This window comes from Paenibacillus sp. 32352 (assembly GCF_002042965.1).
In the GTDB taxonomy this organism is placed as follows: Bacteria; Bacillota; Bacilli; order Paenibacillales; family NBRC-103111; genus Paenibacillus_S; species Paenibacillus_S vulneris.
In genome coordinates, this window is sequence record NZ_MZNT01000001.1 from 801,726 (window position 1) to 828,030 (window position 26,305).

The window sequence follows — 26,305 nt, forward strand, 5'->3', positions numbered from 1 at the left end:
GCTGGATCATTAAAAAGTCGATGAAAGGAGAGAGGAAAGAATGTGGAAATCCATGCATCGCATAAGGGCAATGTGGCTGGCAGGGATGCTGATCGCCGGTCTGCTGCCGCTTCAATCGGTCCCGGCTCTGGGGGCAGGCACGCAGGCTCCGGGGATTCCGACTAACGTAGAGTCCGTCTGGCGCACCGATACCTCGGTGCAGCTGACTTGGTCGCCCCCGTCTGACTCTACCGGTGTGACCGGCTATGACGTATACCGGGACGGCGTGCTGCTGGGGAGCGCAAGCGGCGCCCCGCTGTACCAAGCGGACGGCTTAATTCCCGGAACGGATTATGCGTTCACCGTGAGAGCGAAGGATGCAGCAGGGAATAGCTCTGCCGATAGCACCCCGTTCGTTGTCAATCTCGAGGAGCTCGACCGTGCGTTGTGGACGGTTAGCGCTTCGCATAACAACGGAGGGGGGGCGCCCCGTCAGGCGGTAGATCCGCTATCCTCCTCGCGCTGGAGCAGCGGCACGGCTCAGGTGCCGGGCATGTGGTTTCAGGTCGATACCGGGCCGGGGGCAAAGTCCTACCATAAGCTGGTACTGGATTCGACGGGCTTCAGTGGAGACTATCCTCGGGGATACTCGTTGAGCGTATCCGACGACGGTCTGACTTGGAGCAGCCCGATTGCATCCGGTAACGGCAGTGCACTGACTCAAGTCGAGTTTCCGGATCAGACGGCCCGTTACCTGCGGATCACGCTGACCAAAAGCGTCGGAAGCTACTGGTCGATTCAGAATTTGAAGCTGTTCGGTTCACAAACGGAAGATTTGGAAGCGCCTACAATTCCAAGCGCTTTAACAGTGAATTCGGTTACGGACACGGAAGCTTCGCTGTCGTGGAGCCCAAGCGCCGATAATGTGGCAGTACTCGGCTACGAAGTTTATTCCGGGACAGCATATGCGGGGTTCACGCGGCAGCCCGCTTTGACCTTGAAGGGGCTGGTTCCTCATACAGCTTACACTTATCAAGTTCTGGCAGTGGATATGGCCGGTAACCGGTCGGAGGCCAGCCCGCCGTTAAGCCTTACAACGCAAGCCTCGCTGGAGCGGGCCTTATGGAAGCTCAGTGCTTCACATGGCGGAAGCAGTACAGCGTTAGCTGTGGACGGCGCCCCTTCCACCCGATGGACGAGCGGGGCAGCCCAGTCGCCCGGCATGTGGCTGCAGCTAGATACGGGAGGGGGAGGCAAGTCGTATAACAAACTGGTGCTCGACGCCACCGGTTCAAACGGGGATTATCCGCGCGAATTTCAGCTGTCCGTATCCGAGGATGGCGTGAACTGGAGCGCTCCCGTCGGGACATTTACCGGAAATTCCGCTATCGTCAGCGCGATATTTCCGGCCCAGACATCCCGGTTCCTCCGTCTTACTCTGACGAAAGCGAGTGGCAGCTATTGGTCGATTCACGAGCTGAATCTGTACGGGGTGCCCGACCCTGATTATAATCCGCCGACAACGCCAGGGAATTTAACGGTCAGGAAGTTGATGGATACCCAATTTGACGCGGTCTGGGATGCTTCCACCGATGATACCGGGGTGGCGGGATATAACCTCTACTTGAATTCCGCCAAGGTCGCGTCCACTCCGGCGGCAGTGCGAACCTATCGCTTCACGGGCCTGACTCCGAATTCGTCATATTCGCTGGAGGTCAAAGCCCGTGATTTGTACGGCAATGAATCCGCTCCCGCCGCTCTATCGGTCACAACACTGCCGGTGATGGAGCTCCCGCTGATCGCGAAGTATGAAATGGAGCCCCAGGCTTCCGCCCCAACTGCCATTTGGGATACGCATAATCCGGCCCAGCCCGAGAATGCCGGCTTGCTGAAGGCTCCGGCCGCATATGCTCCTGGACGCCCGGGAGCAGGCCAGGCGCTTGTCCTTAGCGGAAGCGACCAGGCGACGATTACGAAGCCTGGCCTGTTAAACCGGGTTTCCTCGGCTTTCACGATCTCCGCTTGGGTCAAGCCCGATGATCTGAATGGATACCAGCCGATCGCATCCAAGAGGGATGCCAATTGGAAGGGAACGACCTTCTACCTTGGTCTTCAGGGGAACAAGCTGTACTTTGGCTCCGACTACGGGGAGAAATGGTACAATTGGTCGTTCGCGGCCCCCGAACTGACCGCCGGCCAATGGTCGCACGTAGCGGCTGTCTTTGAGAAGTACGAAGGGGTCTGGCTTTACGTCAACGGCAAGCTGGTCGGTCAGGTACCGGCAAGCAGCGTATTTACCGATCTGCTGCCCAATGATCTGCCCATACTGCTCGGGACCGAGTGGCATTACGACAGCACCACCCGTTCGATGGTGAAATACGGCTTCCGGGGAGCGATCGACTCACTTCGAATGTATGCCGCCCCGCTGTCCCAGCCCCAGGTTCAGGCGGATATGAACAATACGATTATCACACGATCAGCTGAAGACAGCGACTTCACTGCCCCGACTAAATACGTAACGCTGCGGCTGGTCCGTTTCGATACTCCGACCGGATTGTTTACCAAGGGAAATGCCAAGATTCATCAGAATGCGATGCGAAAGGGCGGGCCTGATGCGGTGGATTGGCCTCAGATGGAGCTGGCTCTTCCTCAGGATAACCAAGGTTCCTCCATCCGTAGGGTACAGCCATTCGCTGACGGAGCGGAATACAAGACGGAGATCCTGCTGCATCAGCAGCCCGCGAACATGCCCATTGTGCAGCAGTCCTATGACAATGTACTCTCGCCGGGAAACCATTGGTTCCGTGGAGTTGCATGGCGATGGGGGCAGACCAACGTGTATACCACGGATCTGACGGCCCGCTCATGGACCTGGGACTATGAGCTGTGGACCTTCCCGGTCAAAATCACCGGGGACGTTCCGGGAGCGGTACAATCCGTCATATTGAAAAATGACGGCAAAGAAATCTACAATAGCGGGACGCAAACCCTTAATTCCCTAACCCTGCTGCTGCCGCAAAATGAAACGGGCAAGCCTTACGAGTTATGGGTGGACGGCCGGGGACCGGTGGCATTCGACGTCGGGCTGGCACCGGTGGTTCCCGGTCATCCTAAGGATGTGCCGCTGAAGCTGAACAAGACGGTACCGGGTACGGGGCCGAAGTTTACGGTTACCAGTGTGGAAGCGCCTGAAACGTTTCCGCATCAGAGCGCGTGGGATGCCGATGTACAAGCACTGGCTGGGGCAAAGCCGTCATCGCCGAAGTATGAGCAGGAGACAGGCTCCATTGCGCGGCATCTCGGAACGGAGGTACCCCGTTCTCCGGAGACGATCAACTTTGTGTATTTACCCCATGGGATGAGCTCCGGCGGGTTCTATCATTCGGAGCACCGGGACATTGCTCAAGCGTATCAGGATCTTGGAACGGTCGACGACTATGCGGCCTATGTCGGCGACACTGGCTATGATCGAGTCTTTGAATTCGGCACGTTCTCCGAATCTTCCAGCGCCAAGAGCCACGAGAATATGGCACAGGCGCTTGCACGCCGTGGTGTTCAGCTGGGCATTATCCCGCGCACGGATTGGGATGTGGTAGACGCCGCCAGCCAGAACCTGCCGTTTTACAGTTCTTACATCGCGGATTTTCACGCTCCGCTGTACCGGGAGCTTCAGCTGGGTCTGCAGCGGCTGAGCCGCTATCCGAATTTGGCCGGGATCAGTCTGGGTGCCGACAATGCGGCTTATGCCCAGTATTGGGACTGGGCTCCGCCTAATCCGAACCGGCCTTGGGGGCGGGCGTTCACGCCGTTCCAATCTGCTGCGGGCGAGCCTCCGACGACGCCGATTGCCCCGAGTTTGCAGGGGCAGTACACGCTTAAGTCCCATGAGTATTGGGCCAGCGGCAGCAAACCGTTTCTGGATTATATCGCTCGGTATAACGATACGTTTAAGGGATACGGCTATTTTGCTCAAGCAGCCGCCGAGGTGAAGCCATCCTATATAACGACAACGGGTTCCTACGGAAGCTCTCCCGGGGTAGGCGGACGCGGGGGCTGGCTGTGGGCCACCATTCCCGGTAAGGAAATGCATGAATCATTGCCGGTACAGAGCGCTTACGACTGGAACGAGCTAAGCTCCTCCAAGCCGCTGCATCTGGTCTCGCTGGTCGACAAGCTGCGCAGCTATGCACCGAATAAAACGACATGGGCGCTGCAGGACGATTTCTCCCTGTTCTTCGGCAAAGCCGACCGGGAGAAGTCATATGCGATGACGCTAACACGTGGCGTACAGGCGATCGGCACCAATGTGCTGCCCAACGACCGCGGCTCGCTGGCCCGCCCGCAGATGATTGCGGAGCAGAAGGAGCTGTATGACTGGATTCACAAATACGGCGGGGTGTATTCCATAACGGAGCCTACGCCGTCAATCGGTATTATGTATGTGAACGATCAGGCGCTGCTGCGGGGTGTTGTCGGGGGTGAACATCCGACCGAAACGCAACTGCTGAAAGGCTCACATGAAGGCAAGGTCACGGAAGCTTTGTTCCTGACGCATGCGGCAGGTTGGCCTTCTAAAATCATTACGCCGGAAGAGTTAAAACGCGGGCTTCCGTCGTCGATCAAGGCGATCCTGCTCGTTGGGCTGAATGAATTCGACGCAAGCTGGCGATGGTATGACGGTCTCGTTCCTGAACTACAGAGCTTCGTCGATCAAGGCGGATTGATTCTGAAGGACGACGAATCCGTCTCCCCGGTAAGCGCTATCGGAACGGGCATGCAGGTTGCATCCTACGTGATTCAGAGCAATACGGACCAGACGAATTTGCTCTTGAGCCGTAACGAGGCGAATATAGCCAAGCTGCGGTCGGCGATGGCGGCTGTGCCAAGACCGGCGGCATCCTCGAGCAGCACCACCGTTTGGGCCGTTCCTGCCCGGGCGGGCGATACGGAATACGTTACCGTTCTGAACGAGCAGCATGACCCTGCTGCCGGAGAAAGCCAGCATCTGGTTGGCCAGACGGCCGCGCTGCAGTGGAGCACGTCACGTCCGATTTATGATATTAGGGCAGGGCGGAAGCTCACTTCTGCAGAGGCGGCACAGGTTGACCTTCAATCGCACGGGTTCCAGTGGTATGCATTGCCCCCTGCCGAGGTCACTGCGCCGGAGATCACAGTCACCCCGTCCAGTACCGGGTATTACGAGGCTTTCACGGCGATCCGCAATCCCGATGCCATGGCCGGCATCCCGGTGGAGGTGACGGTGTCGAACGCGTCAAGCGGCGATAGCGCAACGGTATATACGGCGACCGGCTTGACCGCCAAGCTGCCGCTGCATGTCACCGATGTCCCCGGGCTCTATCATGTGAAGGCAAAGGAACTGCTGAGCGGCCTGGAGACGACCGTGCAAGTAACCATACAGCCTGCGGCCTCTGAGCCGGAAACGTCCGTTAAGATGGACCGGGCGGCAGCTATTCGCACTTTCGGTTCCCGGACGGATGTTCCGCTGACGATCGCGCTGACGAAGGCACAGCAGGCTGATCCGGTCTGGTTGGCGCAGGCTGACCGGCTTGCGCAGCATTATACGCGGCAGGGCAGGAGCGTATCGCTCGGCTTGGCTGAGCCCGGAGGTGTCGTGAAGAGCCTGCAAACCTACCAATCGATCAACAAATATCCGCAATGGAGCACGATCGATTCCGATCTTGTGCTGCTGGGTACATCATCCACTAATGTGCTGCTGCTGGACCAGGCACGAGGCTATTTGCTACCGGAGCAGGGAACCGGGCTTCAGCCGGGACACGCGGCGGTTAGCCTGGCGAATTCGCCCTTTGTCGGAGAATATCAGGCGCTAAATGTCATAGCGAATGATATTGCAGGTCTCACCGCAGCTGTAGATGAACTGGTTCAGCTGGCGCCGCCGGCACCCGGAGCAGTTCAATTCCTCGGCGTGACACGGATTACGGCCTCGTCGGCTGTCTTGTCTTGGGCGTCCGATCCGCTGGCCTCCGGTTATCGGGTAGAACGGCGCAGCGGGGGAAGCGCCGCCTGGCAGACTGTAGCTGCCTCGGTTACGGGAACGACTTATCACGACGAAGGGCTCAGCCCCGGCGTGTTCTACACGTACCGGATCACAGGCTTCAACGGAAGCGGCGACGGACCCGCTGGCGACCCCGTCTATATCTTCGCTCAAGGCGTGCCTGCCGCAGAGACTAATCCTCCGCAAGCACCTGCCAATCTGACTGTGCTTGGAAGAACGGCTTCCTCAGTCCGGCTTGGCTGGAGCGAGCCAGTAGGGCATACAGCTATCGCAGGCTACGAGGTATACAAGGGATCCGAGAAAGTGAACAGCCAGACGGTGACGGGGACGACGTACACGGTATCCGGCTTGGCTCCGGCTACGTCCTATACGTTTACGGTCAAGACCAAAACGGCAGCAGGGCTCGAATCGCAGGATTCGCTGCCTGTCACGGCTGCAACCTACGCTTCACCGGGAGGAGTCTATAAGCTGGAACGGACCGGCTGGACGGCTGCGGCATCCCATCAACCAGCTAAGGCTGTGAGCGCACTGGACGGTAATCTTGCTACCCGGTGGGATACGGGGGTACATCAGCTAAGCGGGCAGTGGTTTCAGGTGGATATGGGTACGCAGAACATCTTCAACGGCCTCGAATTGGACGCTGCCGGAAGTGCTTACGACTATCCGAGAGGCTATGAAGTCTACGTATCCTCGGATGGGGTGAATTGGGGGACGGCCGTTGCTGCAGGCGCCGGCACGCAAAAGCTAACGATCCGTTTCCCGGAAGCGAAGACAGCGCGCTATATCAAGGTCGTACAGACAGGAAGCGTGGGCAATTATTGGTCCATTCATGAGTTGAATGTGCTGGAGTATCCGCCGGACTAAGCAAACCAGGGTGCAAAACGGCAACGGTTGGCGAATGTAACATCGGATACCCGGATTCGGGAGCTGCAGCATCTGAAGAATGGCCATAAGGGCTTTTACTAACAAGCCCGCAAAGTAAGACAAACAGAGCTTTAATGAAAAAGAAGGCAGCCGTTTATAAATGGCCGCTTTCTTTTTTATTGTTTTAGACTGACTAGAGCAAGTCTTTCCATTGACTTGCAGGACGGGCGGCACCGATGGACGAGCCGTATATTTCCCGAAAAAGTCCACTTGATTCCCTTTGTGAGCTCCCGTTAAGGAATGCCAAATGGAAGAAGATTGTTATGGCGGTGATCCATGATATGGGAAATGAAGGAAATAAGACCGAATACGCCCTGACAAAATTCGCCTAAGGCACATATCTTATTGGGAGTTCACGGTTCGAACAAAAGGAGAGGGTTTACTTGTGGAAGATTCGATTTCACCGTATGTTTCAGAAGGTGCCTCAACTTAGGAAATATTTGCCGGAAACTGCACTGTGCAACGAAGCAAGGTTAGCCGATTATTTAGACCGTTATCCAGCAGTATACATTAAACCGGATGGAGGCGGACGCGGAAAAGGTGTCATTAAAGCTTGGAAAAAGGGGAATTTGATTTATTACGTAAAGGTAAAAGGCGATGTGCAGAGCGTTAATTCCGTTAAAGAATTATTTCTTAAGTTGAAATTAAATAAACCGGTTCATATCGTTCAGCAAGCCATTGATCTTGCAAGAATCAACGGCCGCCCTTTTGATATTCGCGTGATGATGATGAGGGATCGACAAGAACGATGGAACTATATCGGAATGGTCGCCAAAGTTGCTGGAACCAAAAGCATAATCACTAATGTGGCTAGAGGAAAAGGGTACGTTTTACCCATTGATAGGGCGTTACGGGAATCATTAGGGCTTTCTGGTTCAAGGATTGCAAAGAAAAAAAACGAAATGATTCAAGTAGCTGAATTATGCACCCGTACCCATAGTAAAAGCCGATACGACTGGCAGATAGGTTACGACATTGCTATTGACCGTAAAGGCAAGGTATGGTTTATAGAAACGAACCCAGCCGTACCGGCTCATAATCTATTTCGTTCAGAGCCATCCGTTTACCGAACAATGAAACAGCTTGCCGCTTTTCATAAAAGAAAACAAAAACATGTCTAAGTCTCGCACTCTACTTATAGTCGAAGGGTTAAATCCACACAAAAACAAACCGCATTGTCAACAGACGCCTGTGGTTTGTTTTTGTGTGTAGGGTATTGTATATGACTAGGTGGTGGGGAACACCCGGCCTTAGACTTAGTTCGCACCAGATGACTTTTGCAGATGCTTACGAAGATCTGCGTAGGTCTTGATGATAGGGACAGTCGCTGAAGGTGCGTACGGTAAATATTTGTCAGCGTGGGACGTGTTGAATAGTACAACGGTCTCCGAACGGGCAATCCACCCCTTCTCCTGCAGCTGCAGCAGGCCAGCAAGCGTGGCGGCTCCTTCGGGCGAGCTGGAGATTCCGAGACGCCCCAACCGCTTTTGGGCGCTTTGGATTTCTTCGGCCGTCACGCTGACGGCTGCGCCCTGGGATTGCTTCAGGATGCGCACCACAAGCTCGCCATCCGGCGGATTTGGCACACGAAGACCTGTTGGGTTGGACCGGACTGAATCGGGCGGTGATGCAGTGAATGCCCCCCTAGTCATCGCGTCTACTAAAGGTTGGCATCCTTCTTCCTGTATGCTGACCATACGAGGGAGGCTCCCGCTTACCCATCCCAATTGATGCAGCTCTTGAAATGCTTTCCACATGCCGATGATGCCCGATCCGCCTCCTGTTGGATACAGAATCACATCGGGAAGCTTCCAGCCGAGCTGCTCGGCAAGCTCCAGCCCCATGGTCTTTTTTCCTTCAACTCTTCCGGGCTCCTTTAAAGTGCCGGCGTGGAACCAGCCTTGCTCTTTTACTCCTTCTTCGATAATGCAGCTCGCATCGTGAATCATACCGTCGACCACATAAGTCAAAGCACCGTAACGCAGGCACTCCTCAATGATGATACCCGGGCAATCCTTGGGAACGATGACGGTTGATTTTATTTGCGCCCTCGCCGCATAAGCGGCCATGGCTGAGGCTGCATTCCCGTTGGATGGCACGGCAACATGGTCAACCCCGTGCTCTTTCAAAAGGGATAAGGTTGAAGAGAAACCTCTTGACTTGAAGCTGCCAGTAGGATTTTGCTCCTCTCTTTTCAAATACACGCCTTGTATATCTAGCTCTCGCTCAAGGGGGTTCATCGGCAGGAGCGGTGTCCAGCCTTCTCCTAATGTAACAATAGACTTTTCATGTTCCAGTGGAAGCAGTTCCATATAGCGCCACATGGTGGCGGACCTCTCCCTCAGAACAGAAGGATGTAAGCTTCGGCTCACCTGTTCCAAATCGTACTCCACGAGCAAAGTACCGCCGCATTCGCACCTTCCTTTCAGGGAAAAGGGAAAGTGTTTGCTGCAGCGAGTGCACTTTTGACGAAATCTGCTCACAAGCCGCACCTCCTCGTACTGTCACCTCATAGTGTTTAATACGACAGAGCGAATTCGTATTACGATACGTTTTTTCGGCTGTAATGCGACGGCTTTGACCTAATTATCAGAAATTAAGGAAACATTAGGCGTTGCTCTCCATAGGATGTGGTGTAATTTCTTAAAGGAGGAATTCCATTGCTCCGTTTGATGTGTAAAGGCAAAATTCACCGGGCGACCGTCACGGAAGCTCGGCTTGATTACGTCGGAAGTATAACATTAGATGAACTGCTGATGAAAAAGGCCAATATCCAGCCGTATGAGATGGTGCAGATCACAAGCCTCCGCAATGCCACTCGCTGGAAAACATACGCCATTCCAGCACCCGAAGGCTCGGGCAAAGTATGTTTGAACGGTCCGCCTGCGCACTTGTTTCAGCCAGGAGATTTGGTCATCGTGCTCAGTCTCGGACTGTTCTCAGAGCAGGAGATGAACCAATTAAAGCCTTCGGTTGTCTTTGTCGATGAGAATAACCTCATTACCAAGGTGGAACATCATGACCTGGTCATATTGAGGCAGGATGCGGAGCTTAATGAAGAAAGTTAAGGGTCGTTTAAAGTAGGTTTATGACATGATCTGTATGGGGTAATAGACTTCAGCATCCGAATGACTACATTATGAACGGATTCAGACCCGCATCAATCGCGGGTTCTTTGGTTTTATCGGAACTGATTTTCACTTTCCTAAGAGAGGTACAAGAAGCTTGTAGGTATTTTTTTCTTTCATGAGAGTCTGGCTGCACAACCGTTTCGAGTCTATTTTTTCATCAAACGTACATCCATTGGGAAAATATTCCATCTTATTTAGCAGAGCTTTTCTTGTAATTATAGGTCACAGATATATACCGTACTAAAGAGGGGCTAGTTAATGAAAAGCGAAATAAGTAAGATAAATGGCTATCTTGAAGCCTTGGCTAATATAAACACTTTTCTTGGTAGTTGTTATGGTCATCAATACAGGTTGGTTGAACTGAATGTAAGCATCAGTGAGGCTGTGCGCCAGTTTAATAAAAACAGCAATCTTTCCACTCATAAGTATGTTGAGATTATCGGTTTAGAGGAATTAGAATCATGGGAAGAGAGCTTATCTGATCTCTGTACGTATTGGTTTTTTTCAATGTTAAAGATGAGAAACATCGTCTTGGGTGAGAATTATTATACAGATGGTAAAGTTGTACCATTAGAAAATAACAAAGAGTACAATACAGTTTCTACTCAACTAATAACGATGCTTAAGGCATTTTTAGGTTCAAATCTTAAGGTATACCAACTAACAACGAATCCTTCCAATGGTGAAGATGAATTTGAATGGGCGCAGATTTATTTTGATATCGGATCTAAAGTTTATGTTTTAGATTTTTATCAATGGGGCTAGTGTAGAGATAGTATGGAGTAAGGTGGAGCTCAAATATAAAATATAATGGGGCAGCTTGCGTTTCGGGGGATATGATGATATGGGAAAAATTGAACTTAAAGAGGCATATATTATCAATAGTGTTATGAAACGAGATAAAAAATTCGAGGATTGCGTTATTGTTTATGGCCGAATTTCTGGAGGAGAAGTCCTTAAAATTGGAGATAAGCTGATCGATGACCCTGATACAGGTTTCAAATGTATTATCATTAATTTCCCTTTACTTAGAAGAGTGCCTTTCTATGAAGATCATGTACATATCATAATAAAACCAGAAGACCCAGGTTACCCATTAAATGCTATGCGAAAAATGACGTTAATAAAAACAGAAACATCTTCTGGCTAGTTGTCGTGAAGGTGTCCACATTCATGGATATGGAAAGCCGATATTCCTATTATTATTGCAAAAGTTAAGTCAAATGCACAGACTGACCAACCCCTATGGAGAGGACAGTCTGTTTTTTATCGTGGGAATCCTATTCGATCGGAACGCCGTCCATTTTCTCGCCACGCTTGCCGTAATTGCGAAGCGGCGTGTCGTCATCGGCTCTAAAGCCGATACGTTCGTGTGCTGTCGTATCCTCGTACATGGTTTCCGGGTTGCCATCCGTTTCGATATCGATGTGCTCGTTAGGCATTGTTCTAGCCTCCTATTTATCATGATTTCATGGGTCAGCTTCTTTCCTTACCCCCATGACTTTCCGTTCTTTCCTTTATATAGTTAACCAATGATGAACTTTTATACGGCCGGGAGATCTTCATTCTTCTTCATGAAACTTTCATACGTGTAAAAGGAGAATTACAGCAATAAAATCAAGAAATGGATAAAAAATGATCAAATTACTCAATGAATTCTAAAAAAATTTAGTTTATGCTATATCTCATGTGGCGTTTCCAGATTAAATATAACATGTATCACGACCCTTGAAACCGCTTACTAAAAATTTTTATTAGTTAGGTGACACCATTAGGAGGGGAAAAAAGATGAAATTGACTAGAATTGCATCTTCTGTTGTATTGATCACAGTGCTTGCGGGTTGCAGCCAAGGAACAGGCACAAAGGATGATAAAGGGATTGTTGACAAAGGGGCGGGTCAACCGAAAGTTACAAACGAACCGATAACGCTTACGCTTTACCAGCACGCGGCGATCAGCAATGAGGAAATAGACAAATTTATAGTTCAGCCTGTACAAAAGAAATATCCTAACATTTCGTTTAATATTGTACGTAAAGGGACAGGCACCAATCCGGAGGAATTAGTGGCCGCAGGCATCGTCCCGGATCTGATCTATACGACAGACGCTAACACCCCTCTTTGGCGAGAACTTGATGTGCCGGAGGATCTGAATAATTTGATTAAGAGCAACAACTTCGATTTGAACCGTTTCGACCCTAATGCCATAGATGCTGTAAAAGTTTACAGCGGCGGAAAAGGTGCAATCTACGCTTTACCGGTCGCTCAAAATATTGCAGCTCTTCTCTATAATAAAGATATTTTTGATAAATTCGCTGTCCCGTATCCGAAAGACGGGATGAATTGGGATGAGATCATCCAGTTAGCCCGCCAGCTGACCAAAACCGAAAACGGGGTCCGATACATAGGGCTGAGTCCCGATACGGTTTCCCGTTTAGGCTATGGACTTTCTTTACCGTACGTTGATCCGGCTACGAACAAAGCGACCATTAATAATGATAATTGGAAAAAAGTTCTTACCACGATGAAAGCGATGATCGATATCCCCGGATTTCTCGGAGAGGATAAGAAGCTCAATTATGGCAGCGGCGATTTCTTTAAGAACGGGAATATAGCCATGCTGACTGCTTGGATTCCCGATATGATAGCGAGCACGGATCCGAGTATCGCTGATAAATTTCCATGGGATTTCGTCTCGCTTCCTAACTACCCTGAAGCCATCGGTACAGGCCGCATCATTACCCCACATACGATTATGCTGAACAAGCACAGCAAATATAAGAATGAAGCTTTTGAAGTGATGTCGATCTTTACTTCCGATGAGGTGCAAGCAGAGCTGAGTAAAAGCGGAAAAATTTCCGTTGTAGCCAAAGCGGACATTCAAACTCAGTATGGCACCAATGTACCTTATCTAAAAGGAAAGAACGTAAGCGGTATATTTAAGTCAAAAACACGCAAAATAAACGATCCTCTTACGGAATATGACGGTTTAGTTCGTTCGGCACTTGATTCCGCGGCTAAAGAATTGGCAGCAGGGAAAGATGTTAATACGGTCTTACGGGAAACCGAAGAAAAGGCGAACAAAGCAATTGAGGAAAAACTAAAAAAATAAACCGTTCGGTTACTGAAAAAGCCCATGATGATCATGGACTTTTTCTTTTTTGATACTTCCTGTACTGCAAAGGTGACAACCCTGTTGATTCTTTGAAAGCTTTTGAAAAATAATTACTGTCATTAAACCCGCAGTCGAAAGCGATTTGCCTGATAGAATGATTTGTACCTTTTAACATCTGCTTGGCCTTGTTGATTCTTATGATCTGCACATACTCTTTAAAGCCCAGCCCTGTAGTTTTAAGAAAAAGTCTGGATAGATGAGATTTGCTTAAATTAAGCATGTCAGACGCAGAGTCCAATGTTATCGATAAATGATAATTTGCATTAATGTACCGAACAAGTCTTTCTATAGTGGGGTTTGCATTGCTGCTGCTATTATAGACGAATTCCGACTTGTTTCTAATAAAGTAGGAAAGCAGCTGGATGAAATAACTTTTAATAAGATCAGAGGATAAGTCATCATTCCTATCCATTTCCTCTCCTATCATAAAGAATAGCTTTTTAATCCGTTCAGGGTCCTGTGGCTTGTAAATACACTGCTCAAAAAGAGGTCTCAATTTGCATATGAATTTTGAACCTATGTAGTCCTCGGTAAAGTTAATGACGGCCCTCTCATAGCTTCGCGAAATATAATTATTCTTGTGTAACGTTCCTTTGGGAATAAAAAGGATATTATGATCAGAAACCGAATAAGTTTTATCCTTTACAAAGTACTCGCTGCTGCCGGAAATAAGAAAATAAATTTCATAATTGTCATGATAATGATAGCTGGATTTAATAAGAACTGATTTAGAATAACCGTATTGAATCCCTGGTAGAGGGCTATCATCCTTTTTGGGCACTATCGTTCACCTTTCCATGACAATAATAGCAATAAAGCAGTTCTGCTATGCGAGGCGCGATGTAGGGCATTGACTCACTTCCTCACAGCAGAAGGCGGGTATCCCTTAATCGATTTGAAGACATTACTAAAATAGGAAATATCGTGAAAGCCACAACGTTCGGCAACCCCCGTTACAGAAAATCCCCCGGTCGACAAAAGCATCTCGGCATGATTGACACGGATCTGGTTCAAATATTCCTTAAACGAGCAGCCGGTATTGATTTTAAACAGCTTCCCCAGATAAGCCGGATGAAGATTGACGATCCTGGCTATCTTGGTTAAGTCCAATTCCTCCGAATAATGCTCCATGACGTATTCCAGCACTTGATTGATCCTTTTGTCGGATCGAACCGCAGCCTCTTTGCGATAGTAGATGGTCATAACCTGATGCATGATCAGCATGAATAACGCCCTTGATTGCATGATATATCCCGGCTGCCTGCCGGCCCAAACCTGATTGAACTGTCGGATGTAATTTAACATTTCACTTGTAATGATATTTTTGGTCACAATATCGAGCGGAAGCGCATCCGGGCTGCCCATGGGTAACCAGTTGAAATTGAAGGCATAGGAATGCATGGGGGTTTCCTTAATAGTATGAGCCTCGCGTTCGCTTCCCAAAGGGATGTAGATGACATCGCCTGCTTCCACCGTATATTTTACACCGTTGACGTAATAGTTTGATTTCCCCTCAACAACAAAGGTAAGATCATGGAATTGGATGATATCCCTTTCAATCTTCCATTCCGGGAAGCAGCGCCTATCTACAAAATGGATAATACCGGGGAGTCTTGTTTGAAGCTGTTCCATGTTCAACTTTGCCCACCACCTGTATCAAATCGAAAATAACCGGGTGCCTCAACAAAAGTCATCGTACAAGACCATAGTAACATTGATTCATGGCGCAATAAAGAGATGCCAGACAAAAATTATTTAATAATTACAAATAAAATCTAATTCCTCCATGGATTATGAAAGCGTTTTTACTATATAATGAATCCATTAGAAATGCCACAAGCCTAAGCCGATTAGACATGACGGAACGGGACCGCATGGAAACGCCGTATGACGTGCCGGATGGAGGTTCACTGCCCTAAAGCTGAATTATAAAATTACAAACTTTTCTGGTCTGTAAATGCAAGTTTTCTTATTGTAAACCACTATCGTTGAAAGCTGTTCTGCTATGATACATACGAGAAATCATGAATGATATGGGGAGGATCAGAATGAAGACGAGGAATTATTTGATTGTCACGGTTATGCTATCGCTGCTTTCGTTAACGGCTTGCGCAAGTCAGAAAAATGGCGCAGTAGAGACCAGCGGGGATGCTTCTGTAAATACGGAACCCGTTAAATTGAGACTGGCCGTAGTATCAACTGCGTTCTGTCAGTGATGACTAGCGATGAGGTGCAGAATCTGCTGAATAAAAACGGCGTACTTACCTCCTTGAAAAAAACGCCTGAGTTGATAAAGGAGTATGGCGCGGAAATTCCCACAGTCAAAGGGAAAAACGTGAATGCTCTCTTTGCCCTGAAGCCGGCAGTGAAAGAATTTACTAAATTTGAGGATAAAGGCAGATCCCTTGTAAATTCAGCTGCAAACGATGTGCTGCTTAAGGGTACGAACGTGAACACCGCATTGAAGAATGCGGAGGAACAATTGGACCAGTTTATTATACAGCAATCCCAAAATTAATGAGAGTTTCATTGGAAGGGTACCGTCTTCCGACACTTTAAAATGAAGCTTGCTTGACAAAAGCAGCCTGTATGATCCGGGTCGGGGTGATCAGGCTGCTTCTATTCTTGTTTTAAACTGAAAAAATCATAACAAATTCGCATCATTTTCTATTTTCTTAATCTGTAAAAAAGCTTAAAATATGTAATGGCGCAAGCGCTTTAATTAAGCAACGAAACGATGAGAACCGGGGGGACCGGCATGAGATGGTACCGTTGGATCGCCTCCAGTTTAAGGGCAAAAATGTTAGTCATGTTTGTGATGCTGACGGCGGTTCCCTTAATAGTGATAGGGATTATCAGCTACACGAAATCGTATAACACCGTTTCCAAGCACAGCATTGCAACGACGGAGCTTGTAGCGGAGCATCTGAAAAACGATATCGATGTGCTGTTTTCGGACAACCGGAAATTTTTGGACATCAGCAGAAACTCCAATGTGCTGAGGTTTCTGCTCATTCAGAGCGAGACATATAACGAGGCTAAGGATATATTAAAAACGTTCAGCCTTTACCGGGATACATACAGGTTCAGCAATGGCCTGACGAATATTATATTGTTTAACCGCTATGGCAAGGGGATTAGCGAGAAGCGAGGTATTTTTCAAATGGAGGAGGACCCGTTCTTCTATCCTGAGTTCAAGAGCTTGTTGGCTCATCCCGACGAGGTGCTTATCATTCCGCCTGCCGGCTCGCAAGGGATCAGCAATTTGGACCGGGCAGAGGAGGAGCGTCCGCCATTAATTTCGATTATTTCCACGGTAAAGCAGGAGATTACGGACGAAGTCATCGGTTTTATGGTGATGAATTTGGATGTATCGGTTATCGAAAATTTTTGCAACAATACCAAGATGGGGGACAGCGGCTTCTTTTATGTCATGGACCCGCAGGGCAAGCCGATTATTTTGCCAGAAAGGCTAAAATCAACAGGGGCTGTAGCAGGCTTGACGAAGCAGCAATTAAGTGCTGTGTCGGGGAACGACATTCGTGAGCTGGCGGGGAAGAGACAGTTTATCGTGTACAAGACTTCAGAGCTTACAGGCTGGAAGGTCGTCGGGGAAGTGCCTCTGGAGGAAGTGACCAAGGATGCGGATCAGATTCAGACCCTTATATTTGTCAGCGTCATCTTTACGATTGCCTTTACTATTGCTTTATACGCCTACGTATCCAACCGGTTGATCCGACCGATCCGGTACTTAAAAAATAAAATGCGCCAAGCGGCCTCCGGTTATTTGGATGCTAAGGTGCCTGGCGGGGGTCAGGATGAAATAGCCGATTTGGGGGTCAGCTTCAACATGATGCTCGACCAGATCAAGCTGCTGATTGAAGCTAGTATTAAGGAGCAAGAGCAGATCAAGCTTGCGGAGCTCCGGACCCTGCAGGCTCAAATTAACCCGCATTTTTTGTACAATACGCTCGATTCGATTATTTGGCTGGCGGAAAACGGAAAAAGCGAGGAAGTGATCGGCATTGTGAATGCGCTCGCAAGCTTCTTCAGGATTTCGTTAAGCAAAGGCAGGGATGAGATTACGATTAAAGAAGAGCTGGATCATATCGCCAACTATCTCACGATCCAGCAGATGAGGTACAGGGACATTCTGGACTATGAAATTGATGTGCAGGACAGCGTGCTTAGCTGCAGTGTTTTGAAAATGACACTCCAACCGCTGGTTGAAAATGCTTTGTATCACGGCATTAAGAACAAGCGGGGGAGGGGCTGTATTCGAATCACAGGCGGGTTTGGAGCTAACGGCAATATCGAGCTGTGCGTATCGGATAACGGCGCAGGCATGACGGCGGAGAAGCAAGAGCAGCTTAGACAGCTTCTTGCAGAGAGCAAGCACCTTCAAGCCCAGCCGGCGGGGTTCGGAATTATCAATGTGCACCAGAGAATTAATCTTTATAACGGAGACCCGTACGGTATTCGGATCGAAAGCGAATATGGCTTTGGCACGACAGTGCTCGTGAGTATACCGATAAGGAGAGAGCAAGATGAAAAAGGTGTTGTTGGTGGATGATGAAATCCTCGTTCGGGAAGGTATCTGCAACCGGATACAGTGGGAGAAAGAGGGGTTTATTTATTGCGGCGACGCATCGGACGGGGAGATGGCGCTCCCCTTAATCGAGAACCTGGCACCGGATATTTTGTTAACCGATATTAAAATGCCTTTTATGGACGGACTCCAGCTTAGCCGGATTGTGAAAGAGAAGATGCCTGCGGTCAAAATCATCATTTTAAGCGGGCACGATGAATTTCACTATGCAAGGGAAGCTTTGCGGATTGGGGTAGAGGAATACTGCTTAAAACCGATTAACGCGAAGGAGCTGCTTCAAGTACTCCAAGGGGTTGCGGCCAAAATCGATATGGAGCGCGAGGAACAGAAAAATAAAGAGCTGCTGCAGATGAGAGCGAGCATCAACCAGGAAACCGTCAGGGAACAGCTGCTGATCGACTTGTGCTCCGGCGCTATTCCGACAGCGGATGCTATTCATGCGGCCGAGGCGCTTGGTATTGGTCTCATTGCAAGGCATTACCTGGTAGTGCTTGCGGAGTTGACGGATGAAGCTGAGACACACTCGTTATTTAAACAATTATTGAGTGACATGTTGGGCCATCTGCATGTGAAACGCAGCAAAAAAGAGCATGTCTGGATAATAAAAGGGGAAGAAACGGTAGGGGTGGAGAATACTGCCCACGGCCTTATCCGCAAGCTGAAGCAGATAGAAGAAGGACTTGGCTGCATCCTTTATTATGGCAAAGGAACCGTGAAAGGGCGAGTCCAGGAAATTGCCGCGTCGTTTTCTGAAGCAGAGCAAAATAAGTGCTACCATTATTTTTTACGCAATCGTCCGATCGTCAGCGTGGATAAAGGAGGCTTGGCGGGCTATGACCGTCATCAAGTGACCAATTTTTTGAAAATGGGCGATGCTTCCAGGATCGAGAGTTTTGTTTGCGGTTACATTCATAGCATTGATAAGCAGACGGGGGCGGAAAGCAAGTTTTACTGGCATTATCTTATTCTGGATATGATTGCCTCTGTAATGGCGGTTATCCATGAATCGAACGGAGACGTGCAGGCATTTCTATCCGAGATGGCACCGGTGGAGGAAACGCTGTTAATGAGCAATACGCTGGAGGAGGTGCGGGCATGTGCCACCACAGTTCTCATGCTTGCCTTTCAGCATCGGGAGCGCATAACTGACAAATACGGCGAGCTGCTCGCCAAGGCGAAGGATTATATCGATAAAAATTTTGATAATCCGGACCTCTCCTTGCAGGCTGTTGCAGCCTATGTGAACGTAAGCCCCAGCCATTTCAGCGGGATTTTCTCTCAGGGGACAGGGCAGACATTTATCGATTATTTAATTAAGACGCGCATTAAGAGGGCGATGGAGCTGCTCAAAACAACGAGTGCCAAATCATATGAAATCGCTGCCATGGTGGGCTATAACGACCCGCATTATTTTAATACGGTATTTAAAAAAATCACTGGTGTTACAACCAAAGTATTCCGTAATCAGGCATAGCGATAAGAAGGGGGGAACGGCCATGCAGGCCCTAGTTACAAACCGGGCTTTACTGATTCTATGCTGCATTATGATAAGCCTGACCAGCGGCTGCAAGCAAGAGCCGACGGCAGCATCTTCAACTATTCAGCAGCATGGAGCGGGAGGGAGTGTGCAGAAGAAGGGCCGTACGTTCGCTATCGTCTACTCGACTGCCGATGTGTTTCACAAGGTAGTGACGAGCAGGGCAGAAGCCGTTGCAAGCAAGCTGGGTGCACAGCTCGTGATTAAGGCACCGGATGAGGCGAATCTCGAGCAGCAAATTCGGATGATGGAAAATCTGATCAAGCAGCGCGTGGACGGCATTGCAGTTAGTCCGGTTAATGCGGATGCATTAGCGCCTTACATTAATAAAGCGGTGGATGCCGGTATTCAAGTCATCTGCTTCGATAATGACGCACCGCAAAGCAAACGTGCCGCCTTCATAGGTGTCAATAATTATGAGGCTGGCCGTATGCTTGCTTCGTATATTGATCGCGCATTGGACGGGAAGGGAATGATCATTGCCGAGACAGGTACGATATCCTATTCCAGTATACAGCAGCGGGTTGCCGGGCTTAGAGACTACTTGGCCAGGTTGCCGGAAATGCAGCTCCTTGAACTGAGAACGGACGGGGATAGTCTTGATAAAGCGATAGCAAATGTAGAAAAGATGATAGATGCACATCCGCATTTTGAAGCCTATGCCGCCCTGGATTCGTTAGCGGGCTCTGCGGCGATTCTTGTTTGGAAAGCAAAGGGTTTAAGCCAATTATCGGTAACAACCAGCGGTTCCCCGGAGCTGTTGGACGGGGTTATGAACAAGCAGATTACCGCTCTAATGTCGCTTCAGGAGGATGCTTGGGGGGACAGGATCATCCAGCTGCTAAATGATGCTTGCGACGGAAAGGCGGTGCAGGAATGGAATCAGTTAGAGCCGACCTTTGTAACGCAGCAATCATTGAAGAGCATTAAATAATACAATGTGTCTTCATTTCGATAAGGGAAGGTGAATGGGGTGTATAATCGTTGGGGGAAGGCGGTCATCCTTTTGTTGGTATTTCTCTGCGCGTGTACATCTGTGCCTGTACCGAAGGAGACCCTTGTACAAGCTCCCGCCGTGCTCCAAACGGATTCCAGCCTGACAACGGCTCTCAAGCAAGACGAGCGGCCAGTCGTACTTGGGTTCTCGCAGGTTGGAGCGGAAAGCCGCTTTCGTAACGCGAATACCAAATCCATTCAGGATGCCGCCAGGCAAGCGGGAATCGACTTGAAATTTTCGGATGCCGAGCAGCAGCAAAGCAAGCAAATTGAAGCGATCCGTTCCTATATTGCGGCAAAGGTTGACGTGATAGCCTTCTCTCCTGTCATTGAGACAGGCTGGGACAACGTACTTATGGAAGCGAAAGAGGCTGGTATTCCCGTCATTATAACGGATCGGTCTGTGGACGTGAAGGACCACTCCTTGTATATTACGCTTATTGGCTCTAATTTTGTGGAAGAAGGCCGCAAAGCAGGGAAATATGTCATCGATAAAATGAGGAACGTTAACGGGTCCATCCGTATTGCCGAAATCCGCGGTACGGAGAACTCGGCACCTGCGCTGGATCGGAAGCGGGGATTTGAGGAAATTATTAAGGATAACCCGAACATGGAAATCATCGCCAGCGAAACGGGCAATTTTACAAGAGAAGAAGGCAAGGAAGTCATGACCCGTTTTTTAAAGAAGCATGGCCGCGATATTCAGGTGCTGTTCGCCCACAATGATGATATGGCGTTCGGAGCCATGGAAGCCATGGAGGAAATAGGCTTAAGACCCGGCAAGGATATCGTGATCGTTTCGGTCGATGGCGGGAAGGAAGCCTTTCAAGCGATGCTGGATGGCAGGCTCAACTGTACGGTGGAATGTAATCCGCTGTTCGGACCGCTCTTAATGCAGGCGGTTCGGGAGCTTATGGCGGGAAGGAATATCCCGAAGCGAATTATTGTTAAAGAGGGGGTGTTCACGCAGGGGACCGCCGCCCGTGAGATCGGCAATCGTAAATATTAGGATATAAAGCTGTAATAGCTCCGTATAAAGCCCAATTACCGGGCTTTTTTTGTTTATTCTTTGACGCGGCGGGACGAAAAAATTCAAATTACTTCATAAAAAAACAAAATTTCGATTCTCGAGGCTCGAAAACACCGAAAAAGACTCTAATTTATTCAGAATGGATTCTATTCAATCGCATTTGAAAGCGTTTTAAAATAAAGCTACACCCATCGATGGTGAAATAAAAGGAGGGTTTAACGGATGAAAATGAAGTGGAAATCAGGCGCGGCCGTCTTGATGATGGCATCTATGCTTCTAACCGCGGCGTGCGGCGGTAATGCGACGACAGGCGGGGCTAAGGACACAACTGCCAAAGGCGGCGATACGCCGAAACCGGCCGACAAGAAAATTGTGCTTGGCTTCGCTCAGGTTGGAGCGGAGAGCGGCTGGCGCACGGCTAATACCAAGTCCATCCAGGATTCGGCTAAGGAAGCGGGAATTGAACTGAAATTCTCCGACGCGCAGCAAAAGCAGGAAAACCAAATCAAGGCGATCCGCAGTTATATTGCACAAAAGGTGGATGTCATCGCATTCTCCCCGGTGGTTGAGTCTGGCTGGGATACGGTGCTAAAGGAAGCGAAGGATGCGAATATTCCGGTAGTACTGACCGACCGTGCGGTAGATTCCAAGGATACATCGCTGTATAAAACTTTTCTGGGCTCCGATTTCGTAGAAGAAGGACGCAATGCAGGGAAATGGCTGCTCGAAAAAGTGAAGGATCAGAAAGGTCCGGTCAACATTGTCGAGCTGCAAGGTACGACAGGCTCCGCACCGGCGATCGATCGCAAGAAAGGCTTTGAAGAAGTGATTAAAGATAACGCGAACCTGAAAATCGTGAAGTCCCAGACAGGTGACTTTACTCGCGCTAAAGGGAAGGAAGTTATGGAGGCGTTCATCAAGTCCGCGAAGGCGGAGAACACCAAAATGGATGTCTTGTACGCGCATAACGACGATATGGCGCTTGGTGCCATTCAGGCCCTTGAGGAAGCGGGCATGAAGCCGGGCAAAGATATTCTCATCATTTCCATGGACGGAACCAAGGATGCTTTCCAAGCCATGAAGGACGGCAAGATTAACGTAATTATCGAATGTAACCCGCTAATGGGGCCGCAAGTGATGCAAATTGTCAAGGATATTGTCGCTGGCAAAGAGGTGCCTAAGCGTATTTTGACCAAAGAAGGCGTGTTCCCGCAAGAAACAGCTGCGAAGGAATTACCGAATCGTCAATATTAATCTGACCATATTGTGAAAGAGAATGTCTCCCGCCGGCTGAAACAATGTAACTCTGCATCAAAAAACGCAGCTTGGCGGGAGAGTTTGGGATATAGAATGTATTCAGGATAGGAGGCAGCAAGGTGACAGATAAAAAACCTCGATTGCGCATGGAGCGAATTCATAAGCAGTTTCCCGGAGTGAAGGCTTTGACCAACGTATACTTTCGAATGTTTTCAGGTGAAATTCACGCTTTGATGGGTCAAAACGGTGCAGGCAAATCAACCCTCATTAAAGTATTGACAGGTGTACATGCCATCGACGAAGGCCAAGTATGGCTCGACGAGCAGCAAATTCGCGCTAAAAGCCCGTTGGAAGCTCAGGAGCTCGGGATTAGCACCGTTTATCAGGAGGTCAATTTATGTACCAATTTAACGGTTTCTGAAAATATTTTTATCGGGCGCGAGCCGATGCGAAGAGGTTTTATTGATTGGAAAGAAATGAATTCCCGTTCCCGAGAGCTGCTGAAGCGGCTAAATGTAGACATTGATCCCTCCAAGCTGCTCGGTTCCTATTCCATAGCCATTCAACAAATGGTCGCCATTGCCAGAGCCCTCAATGTTTCGGCGAAGATATTAATTTTGGATGAGCCGACATCCAGCTTAGATTCGAATGAAGTGAAGCAATTATTTAACGTCATGCGAAAATTGAAATCGGAAGGCTTGGCGATTTTATTCGTTACGCATTTCCTGGATCAAGTCTATGAAATGTCCGATCGGATCACGATATTGCGAAACGGCCAATTCGAAGGGGAGTACTTGACGGAAGAGCTGTCCCGCATGGATCTCGTATCCAAAATGATCGGCAAAGAGGTAACTGAGTTGGAACAGCTGCCGAATATGACGGCTTCACATAAAAAGAACAGCGGAAAGCAGCCTTTCCTGCAGGCAAAGCAGGTTGCGCGAAAAGGCTCCATCGAACCGTTCGATTTGAACTTGTATCCGGGTGAAGTGTTGAGCCTTGCGGGATTACTTGGTTCCGGCCGTACGGAAATCGCCCGTATTTTGTTCGGAGCCGACCGGGCGGATCAGGGGGAAATGAAAATCAGCGGAAAAGTGGTGCAGCTGAATTCCCCGCGCCAAGCGATAGACGCAAGAATAGCCTTTTGCCCCGAAAACCGGAAAACGGAGGCCATTATTGAGGATTTGACGGTGAGGGAAAATATTATTCTTGCAATGCAAGCAACATTTGGCACATTCCGGTATTTGACGAAGAAGAAGCAAACCGAGCTTGCGGATCAATATATCGAGCTGCTCAATATCAAAACGCCGGGTCCTGAGGCTTTAATCAAAAATTTAAGCGGCGGTAATCAGCAGAAGGTGATCTTGGCACGATGGCTGTTGACCAATCCCGAGCTGCTCATTCTGGATGAACCTACACGGGGGATTGACGTCGGGGCGAAGGCGGAAATTCAGAAACAGATGGCGCTGCTGTGCGAGAAAGGAATGTCCATCTTGTTCATTTCCTCCGAGCTGGAGGAAGTCGTTCGTTCCTCTCAAAAAATTGCCGTCCTGAGGGACAGGAAAAAAATTGCTGAAATAAGAAACGAAGGTGTGAGCCAGCAGGATATTATGAAATTAATTGCAGGAGGGGGAGGCGAATGAGCAACCGTTTGTTGTGGCCTTTAGTGACATTGGCTTTCTTATTGATCGCCAATGTCGTTCATAATCATGATTTTTTCTCCATTACGATGAAGGAAGGCCATCTGTTCGGCAGCCTGATTGATATTTTGAACCGCGCAGCGCCTCTTGTCCTAATCTCCATCGGTATGACATTCGTCATCGCTACCAAGGGGATTGATTTGTCGGTTGGCTCCATCGTTTCCATCGCAGGTGCGATGGCCTGCCTGCTCATCTCTAAGCAGGGCACCAGCGACATAAGCACACTGTTTATGGCTTTAGGCATTGCGTTGCTGCTTTCCTTGGCTGCAGGTGCTTGGAACGGGCTATTAGTCAGCTTCTTGGGCATTCAACCGATCGTCGCAACCTTAATCCTAATGGTCGCAGGGCGCGGGGTGGCACAATTAATTACGAACGGACAAATCATCACCGTGTCCTCCAAACCTTACTCCTTTATAGGAGGAGGGTATTTATTTGGCCTTCCGTTCTCGATTTTTATTATTACGTTCTTCTTTCTTATAGCAGTGATCCTAACAAGAAAAACAGCGATAGGGCTGTTTATCGAATCAGTCGGCTCCAATCCGACGGCGAGCCGGCTTGCAGGAATCCGGTCGAGCTCAATCATTTTTATCGTATATGTACTCTGTGCCTTTTTAAGCGGGCTTGCCGGTATTATCTTAAGCTCGAACGTATCCAGCGCAGATGGGAATAATGCCGGGCTATGGTATGAGCTTGATGCGATTCTGGCCGTTGTGATTGGCGGCAACTCATTGAACGGCGGGAGATTTTATTTATCAGGCACCATCATCGGCGCGCTCATCATTCAAACACTCACGACTTCCATCTATTCCATCGGTGTACCGCCGGAAATTACATTGGTCGTCAAGGCTATCGTTGTGCTGATCGTCTGCCTGATTCAATCGGATGCCTTCCGCGCATCGCTTGCAGCCAAGCGCAAAGCCAAACAAAAAAACGTGGAGCAGGGGGTTACCGTATGAGGCTGCGCAGCATAGATAAAAGATATTTACCGCTTCTGGTGACTATAGCCTTATTTGTTGTTATGTTTGCGGCGGGCTCAGTGGAGTATAGGGGATTTTTCTCACTGCAAGTTTTCTTTAATTTGCTGATCGATAATTCATTCCTGCTCATTGCAGCCATTGGGATGACCTTTGTCATCATTTCGGGCGGGATCGATTTATCCGTCGGTTCCATGATTGCATTAACTACTATGATATCCGCAAGCTTGGTCCAAAATCATCATTGGCCGCCAGGTGCCGTTATTCCGTTAGTGCTGCTTATGGGAAGCGTGTTTGGATGGTGCATGGGCAGTTTGATTTATCATTTCAATCTGCAGCCGTTTATCGTAACATTGGCGGGAATGTTTTTGGCAAGAGGACTATGCTATGTCATCAGCATTGAGAGTATTACGATCGAGAATGAATGGTATAAGGCGGTTTCACAGACCAAAGTGTACGTATTTGGCAGCTCCTATGTTTCCATTAGTGTCATTATCGCTCTATGTATGGTTGCTGGAGCTATCCTACTTGCACATTATACCCGATTTGGACGCAATATTTATGCATTAGGCGGCAACGAGCATTCGGCTATGTTAATGGGGTTGCCCGTCAAACGGACAAAAGTACTTGTCTATACCTTAAGCGGCTTCTGCTCTTCACTTGCGGGTGTGGTCTTTACCTTTTATATGCTGTCGGGTTACGGCTTACATGCGCTGGGGACGGAGTTGGATACGATAGCGGCTGTCGTCATTGGCGGCACCTTGCTGACCGGTGGCACCGGTTATATTGCGGGCACGCTGGTTGGTGTGTTGATTCAAGGTATCATCCAAACGTTGATCATGTTTGAAGGAACCCTTAGCTCCTGGTGGACCAAAATTGCAATCGGACTGCTGCTATTCTTGTTTATCGTACTGCAAAAGCTGCTTGGCACTAGAAAGAAGGCTGGCGGGGAGGTCGTCTGAT

20 protein-coding genes are annotated in these 26,305 nt (G+C 49.1%); 16 read left to right on the forward strand and 4 right to left on the reverse strand.

Annotated elements, in window-relative coordinates:
• The first annotated feature begins 40 nt into the window (after positions 1–40).
• Both B1728_RS03620 and B1728_RS03625 read left to right on the forward strand, forming a co-directional pair.
• Entirely contained in the window at positions 41–6,877 is a 6,837-nt protein-coding gene (locus B1728_RS03620) for a fibronectin type III domain-containing protein (RefSeq protein WP_079908786.1), read from the forward strand.
• A gap of 443 nt (positions 6,878–7,320) precedes the next feature.
• Complete coding sequence (locus B1728_RS03625) at positions 7,321–8,058, forward strand: YheC/YheD family protein (RefSeq protein WP_079908787.1); 738 nt, start codon at positions 7,321–7,323, stop codon at positions 8,056–8,058.
• Positions 8,059–8,193: 135 nt separating this feature from the next.
• Here the strand turns inward: B1728_RS03625 and B1728_RS03630 are convergent, their stop codons facing one another.
• On the reverse strand, positions 8,194–9,429 hold the full coding sequence (locus B1728_RS03630; RefSeq protein ID WP_306293502.1) for a threonine synthase: 1,236 nt from the start codon (positions 9,427–9,429) through the stop codon (positions 8,194–8,196).
• 168 nt (positions 9,430–9,597) lie between these two features.
• Between B1728_RS03630 and panD the strand changes: the two genes are divergently transcribed.
• The 3 genes from panD (at position 9,598) to B1728_RS03645 (ending at position 11,218) form a co-directional block, all read left to right on the forward strand.
• Complete coding sequence (gene panD / locus B1728_RS03635; RefSeq protein WP_079908789.1) at positions 9,598–10,005, forward strand: aspartate 1-decarboxylase; 408 nt, start codon at positions 9,598–9,600, stop codon at positions 10,003–10,005.
• Between the two features lie 321 nt (positions 10,006–10,326).
• The gene (locus B1728_RS03640) at positions 10,327–10,833 is read left to right on the forward strand and encodes a hypothetical protein (protein WP_079908790.1); all 507 of its coding nucleotides are present in this window, start codon (positions 10,327–10,329) and stop codon (positions 10,831–10,833) included.
• Between the two features lie 79 nt (positions 10,834–10,912).
• The gene (locus tag B1728_RS03645) at positions 10,913–11,218 is read left to right on the forward strand and encodes a hypothetical protein (protein ID WP_079908791.1); all 306 of its coding nucleotides are present in this window, start codon (positions 10,913–10,915) and stop codon (positions 11,216–11,218) included.
• A 130-nt stretch (positions 11,219–11,348) separates the two neighbouring features.
• Here the strand turns inward: B1728_RS03645 and B1728_RS36105 are convergent, their stop codons facing one another.
• Positions 11,349–11,510 (reverse strand): hypothetical protein, encoded by a 162-nt coding sequence (locus tag B1728_RS36105; RefSeq protein WP_179135864.1) that lies wholly within the window; start codon positions 11,508–11,510, stop codon positions 11,349–11,351.
• A 346-nt stretch (positions 11,511–11,856) separates the two neighbouring features.
• Here B1728_RS36105 and B1728_RS03650 point away from each other — a divergent pair, with 346 nt between their 5' ends.
• A complete protein-coding gene (locus B1728_RS03650; protein ID WP_079908792.1) occupies positions 11,857–13,179 on the forward strand; it encodes an ABC transporter substrate-binding protein in 1,323 nt (440 codons plus the stop codon).
• Positions 13,180–13,210: 31 nt separating this feature from the next.
• Here the strand turns inward: B1728_RS03650 and B1728_RS03655 are convergent, their stop codons facing one another.
• Together B1728_RS03655 and B1728_RS03660 are read right to left on the reverse strand one after the other, a co-directional pair.
• The gene (locus tag B1728_RS03655) at positions 13,211–14,023 is read right to left on the reverse strand and encodes an AraC family transcriptional regulator (protein WP_079908793.1); all 813 of its coding nucleotides are present in this window, start codon (positions 14,021–14,023) and stop codon (positions 13,211–13,213) included.
• 74 nt (positions 14,024–14,097) lie between these two features.
• The gene (locus B1728_RS03660; protein WP_079908981.1) at positions 14,098–14,874 is read right to left on the reverse strand and encodes an AraC family transcriptional regulator; all 777 of its coding nucleotides are present in this window, start codon (positions 14,872–14,874) and stop codon (positions 14,098–14,100) included.
• 416 nt (positions 14,875–15,290) lie between these two features.
• On the opposite strand from B1728_RS03660, the gene B1728_RS36110 reads away from it, so the two are divergent.
• From B1728_RS36110 to yjfF, 10 genes are all read left to right on the forward strand, one after another.
• Positions 15,291–15,458, forward strand: a complete 168-nt coding sequence (locus B1728_RS36110; protein ID WP_179135865.1) for a hypothetical protein — start codon at positions 15,291–15,293, stop codon at positions 15,456–15,458.
• A complete protein-coding gene (locus tag B1728_RS03665) occupies positions 15,455–15,760 on the forward strand; it encodes a hypothetical protein (RefSeq protein ID WP_144027741.1) in 306 nt (101 codons plus the stop codon). The genes B1728_RS36110 and B1728_RS03665 overlap by 4 nt, the downstream gene beginning before the upstream one ends.
• Before the next feature lie 240 nt (positions 15,761–16,000).
• Entirely contained in the window at positions 16,001–17,815 is a 1,815-nt protein-coding gene (locus B1728_RS03670; RefSeq protein WP_079908795.1) for a sensor histidine kinase, read from the forward strand.
• On the forward strand, positions 17,790–19,325 hold the full coding sequence (locus B1728_RS03675; protein ID WP_079908796.1) for a response regulator: 1,536 nt from the start codon (positions 17,790–17,792) through the stop codon (positions 19,323–19,325). The genes B1728_RS03670 and B1728_RS03675 overlap by 26 nt, the downstream gene beginning before the upstream one ends.
• A gap of 22 nt (positions 19,326–19,347) precedes the next feature.
• Positions 19,348–20,322 (forward strand): sugar ABC transporter substrate-binding protein, encoded by a 975-nt coding sequence (locus tag B1728_RS03680; RefSeq protein ID WP_179135866.1) that lies wholly within the window; start codon positions 19,348–19,350, stop codon positions 20,320–20,322.
• 39 nt (positions 20,323–20,361) lie between these two features.
• Positions 20,362–21,393, forward strand: a complete 1,032-nt coding sequence (locus B1728_RS03685; RefSeq protein WP_256865212.1) for an ABC transporter substrate-binding protein — start codon at positions 20,362–20,364, stop codon at positions 21,391–21,393.
• Between the two features lie 243 nt (positions 21,394–21,636).
• Positions 21,637–22,668, forward strand: a complete 1,032-nt coding sequence (locus tag B1728_RS03690) for an ABC transporter substrate-binding protein (RefSeq protein WP_079908798.1) — start codon at positions 21,637–21,639, stop codon at positions 22,666–22,668.
• 122 nt (positions 22,669–22,790) lie between these two features.
• Positions 22,791–24,311, forward strand: coding sequence for a sugar ABC transporter ATP-binding protein (locus B1728_RS03695; RefSeq protein ID WP_256865213.1), 1,521 nt, complete (start codon positions 22,791–22,793; stop codon positions 24,309–24,311).
• On the forward strand, positions 24,308–25,324 hold the full coding sequence (locus B1728_RS03700) for an ABC transporter permease (protein ID WP_079908800.1): 1,017 nt from the start codon (positions 24,308–24,310) through the stop codon (positions 25,322–25,324). Before B1728_RS03695 ends, B1728_RS03700 begins: the two co-directional genes overlap by 4 nt.
• A complete protein-coding gene (gene yjfF, locus B1728_RS03705; RefSeq protein WP_079908801.1) occupies positions 25,321–26,304 on the forward strand; it encodes a galactofuranose ABC transporter, permease protein YjfF in 984 nt (327 codons plus the stop codon). Before B1728_RS03700 ends, yjfF begins: the two co-directional genes overlap by 4 nt.
• The last annotated feature ends 1 nt before the right edge of the window (position 26,305 follow it).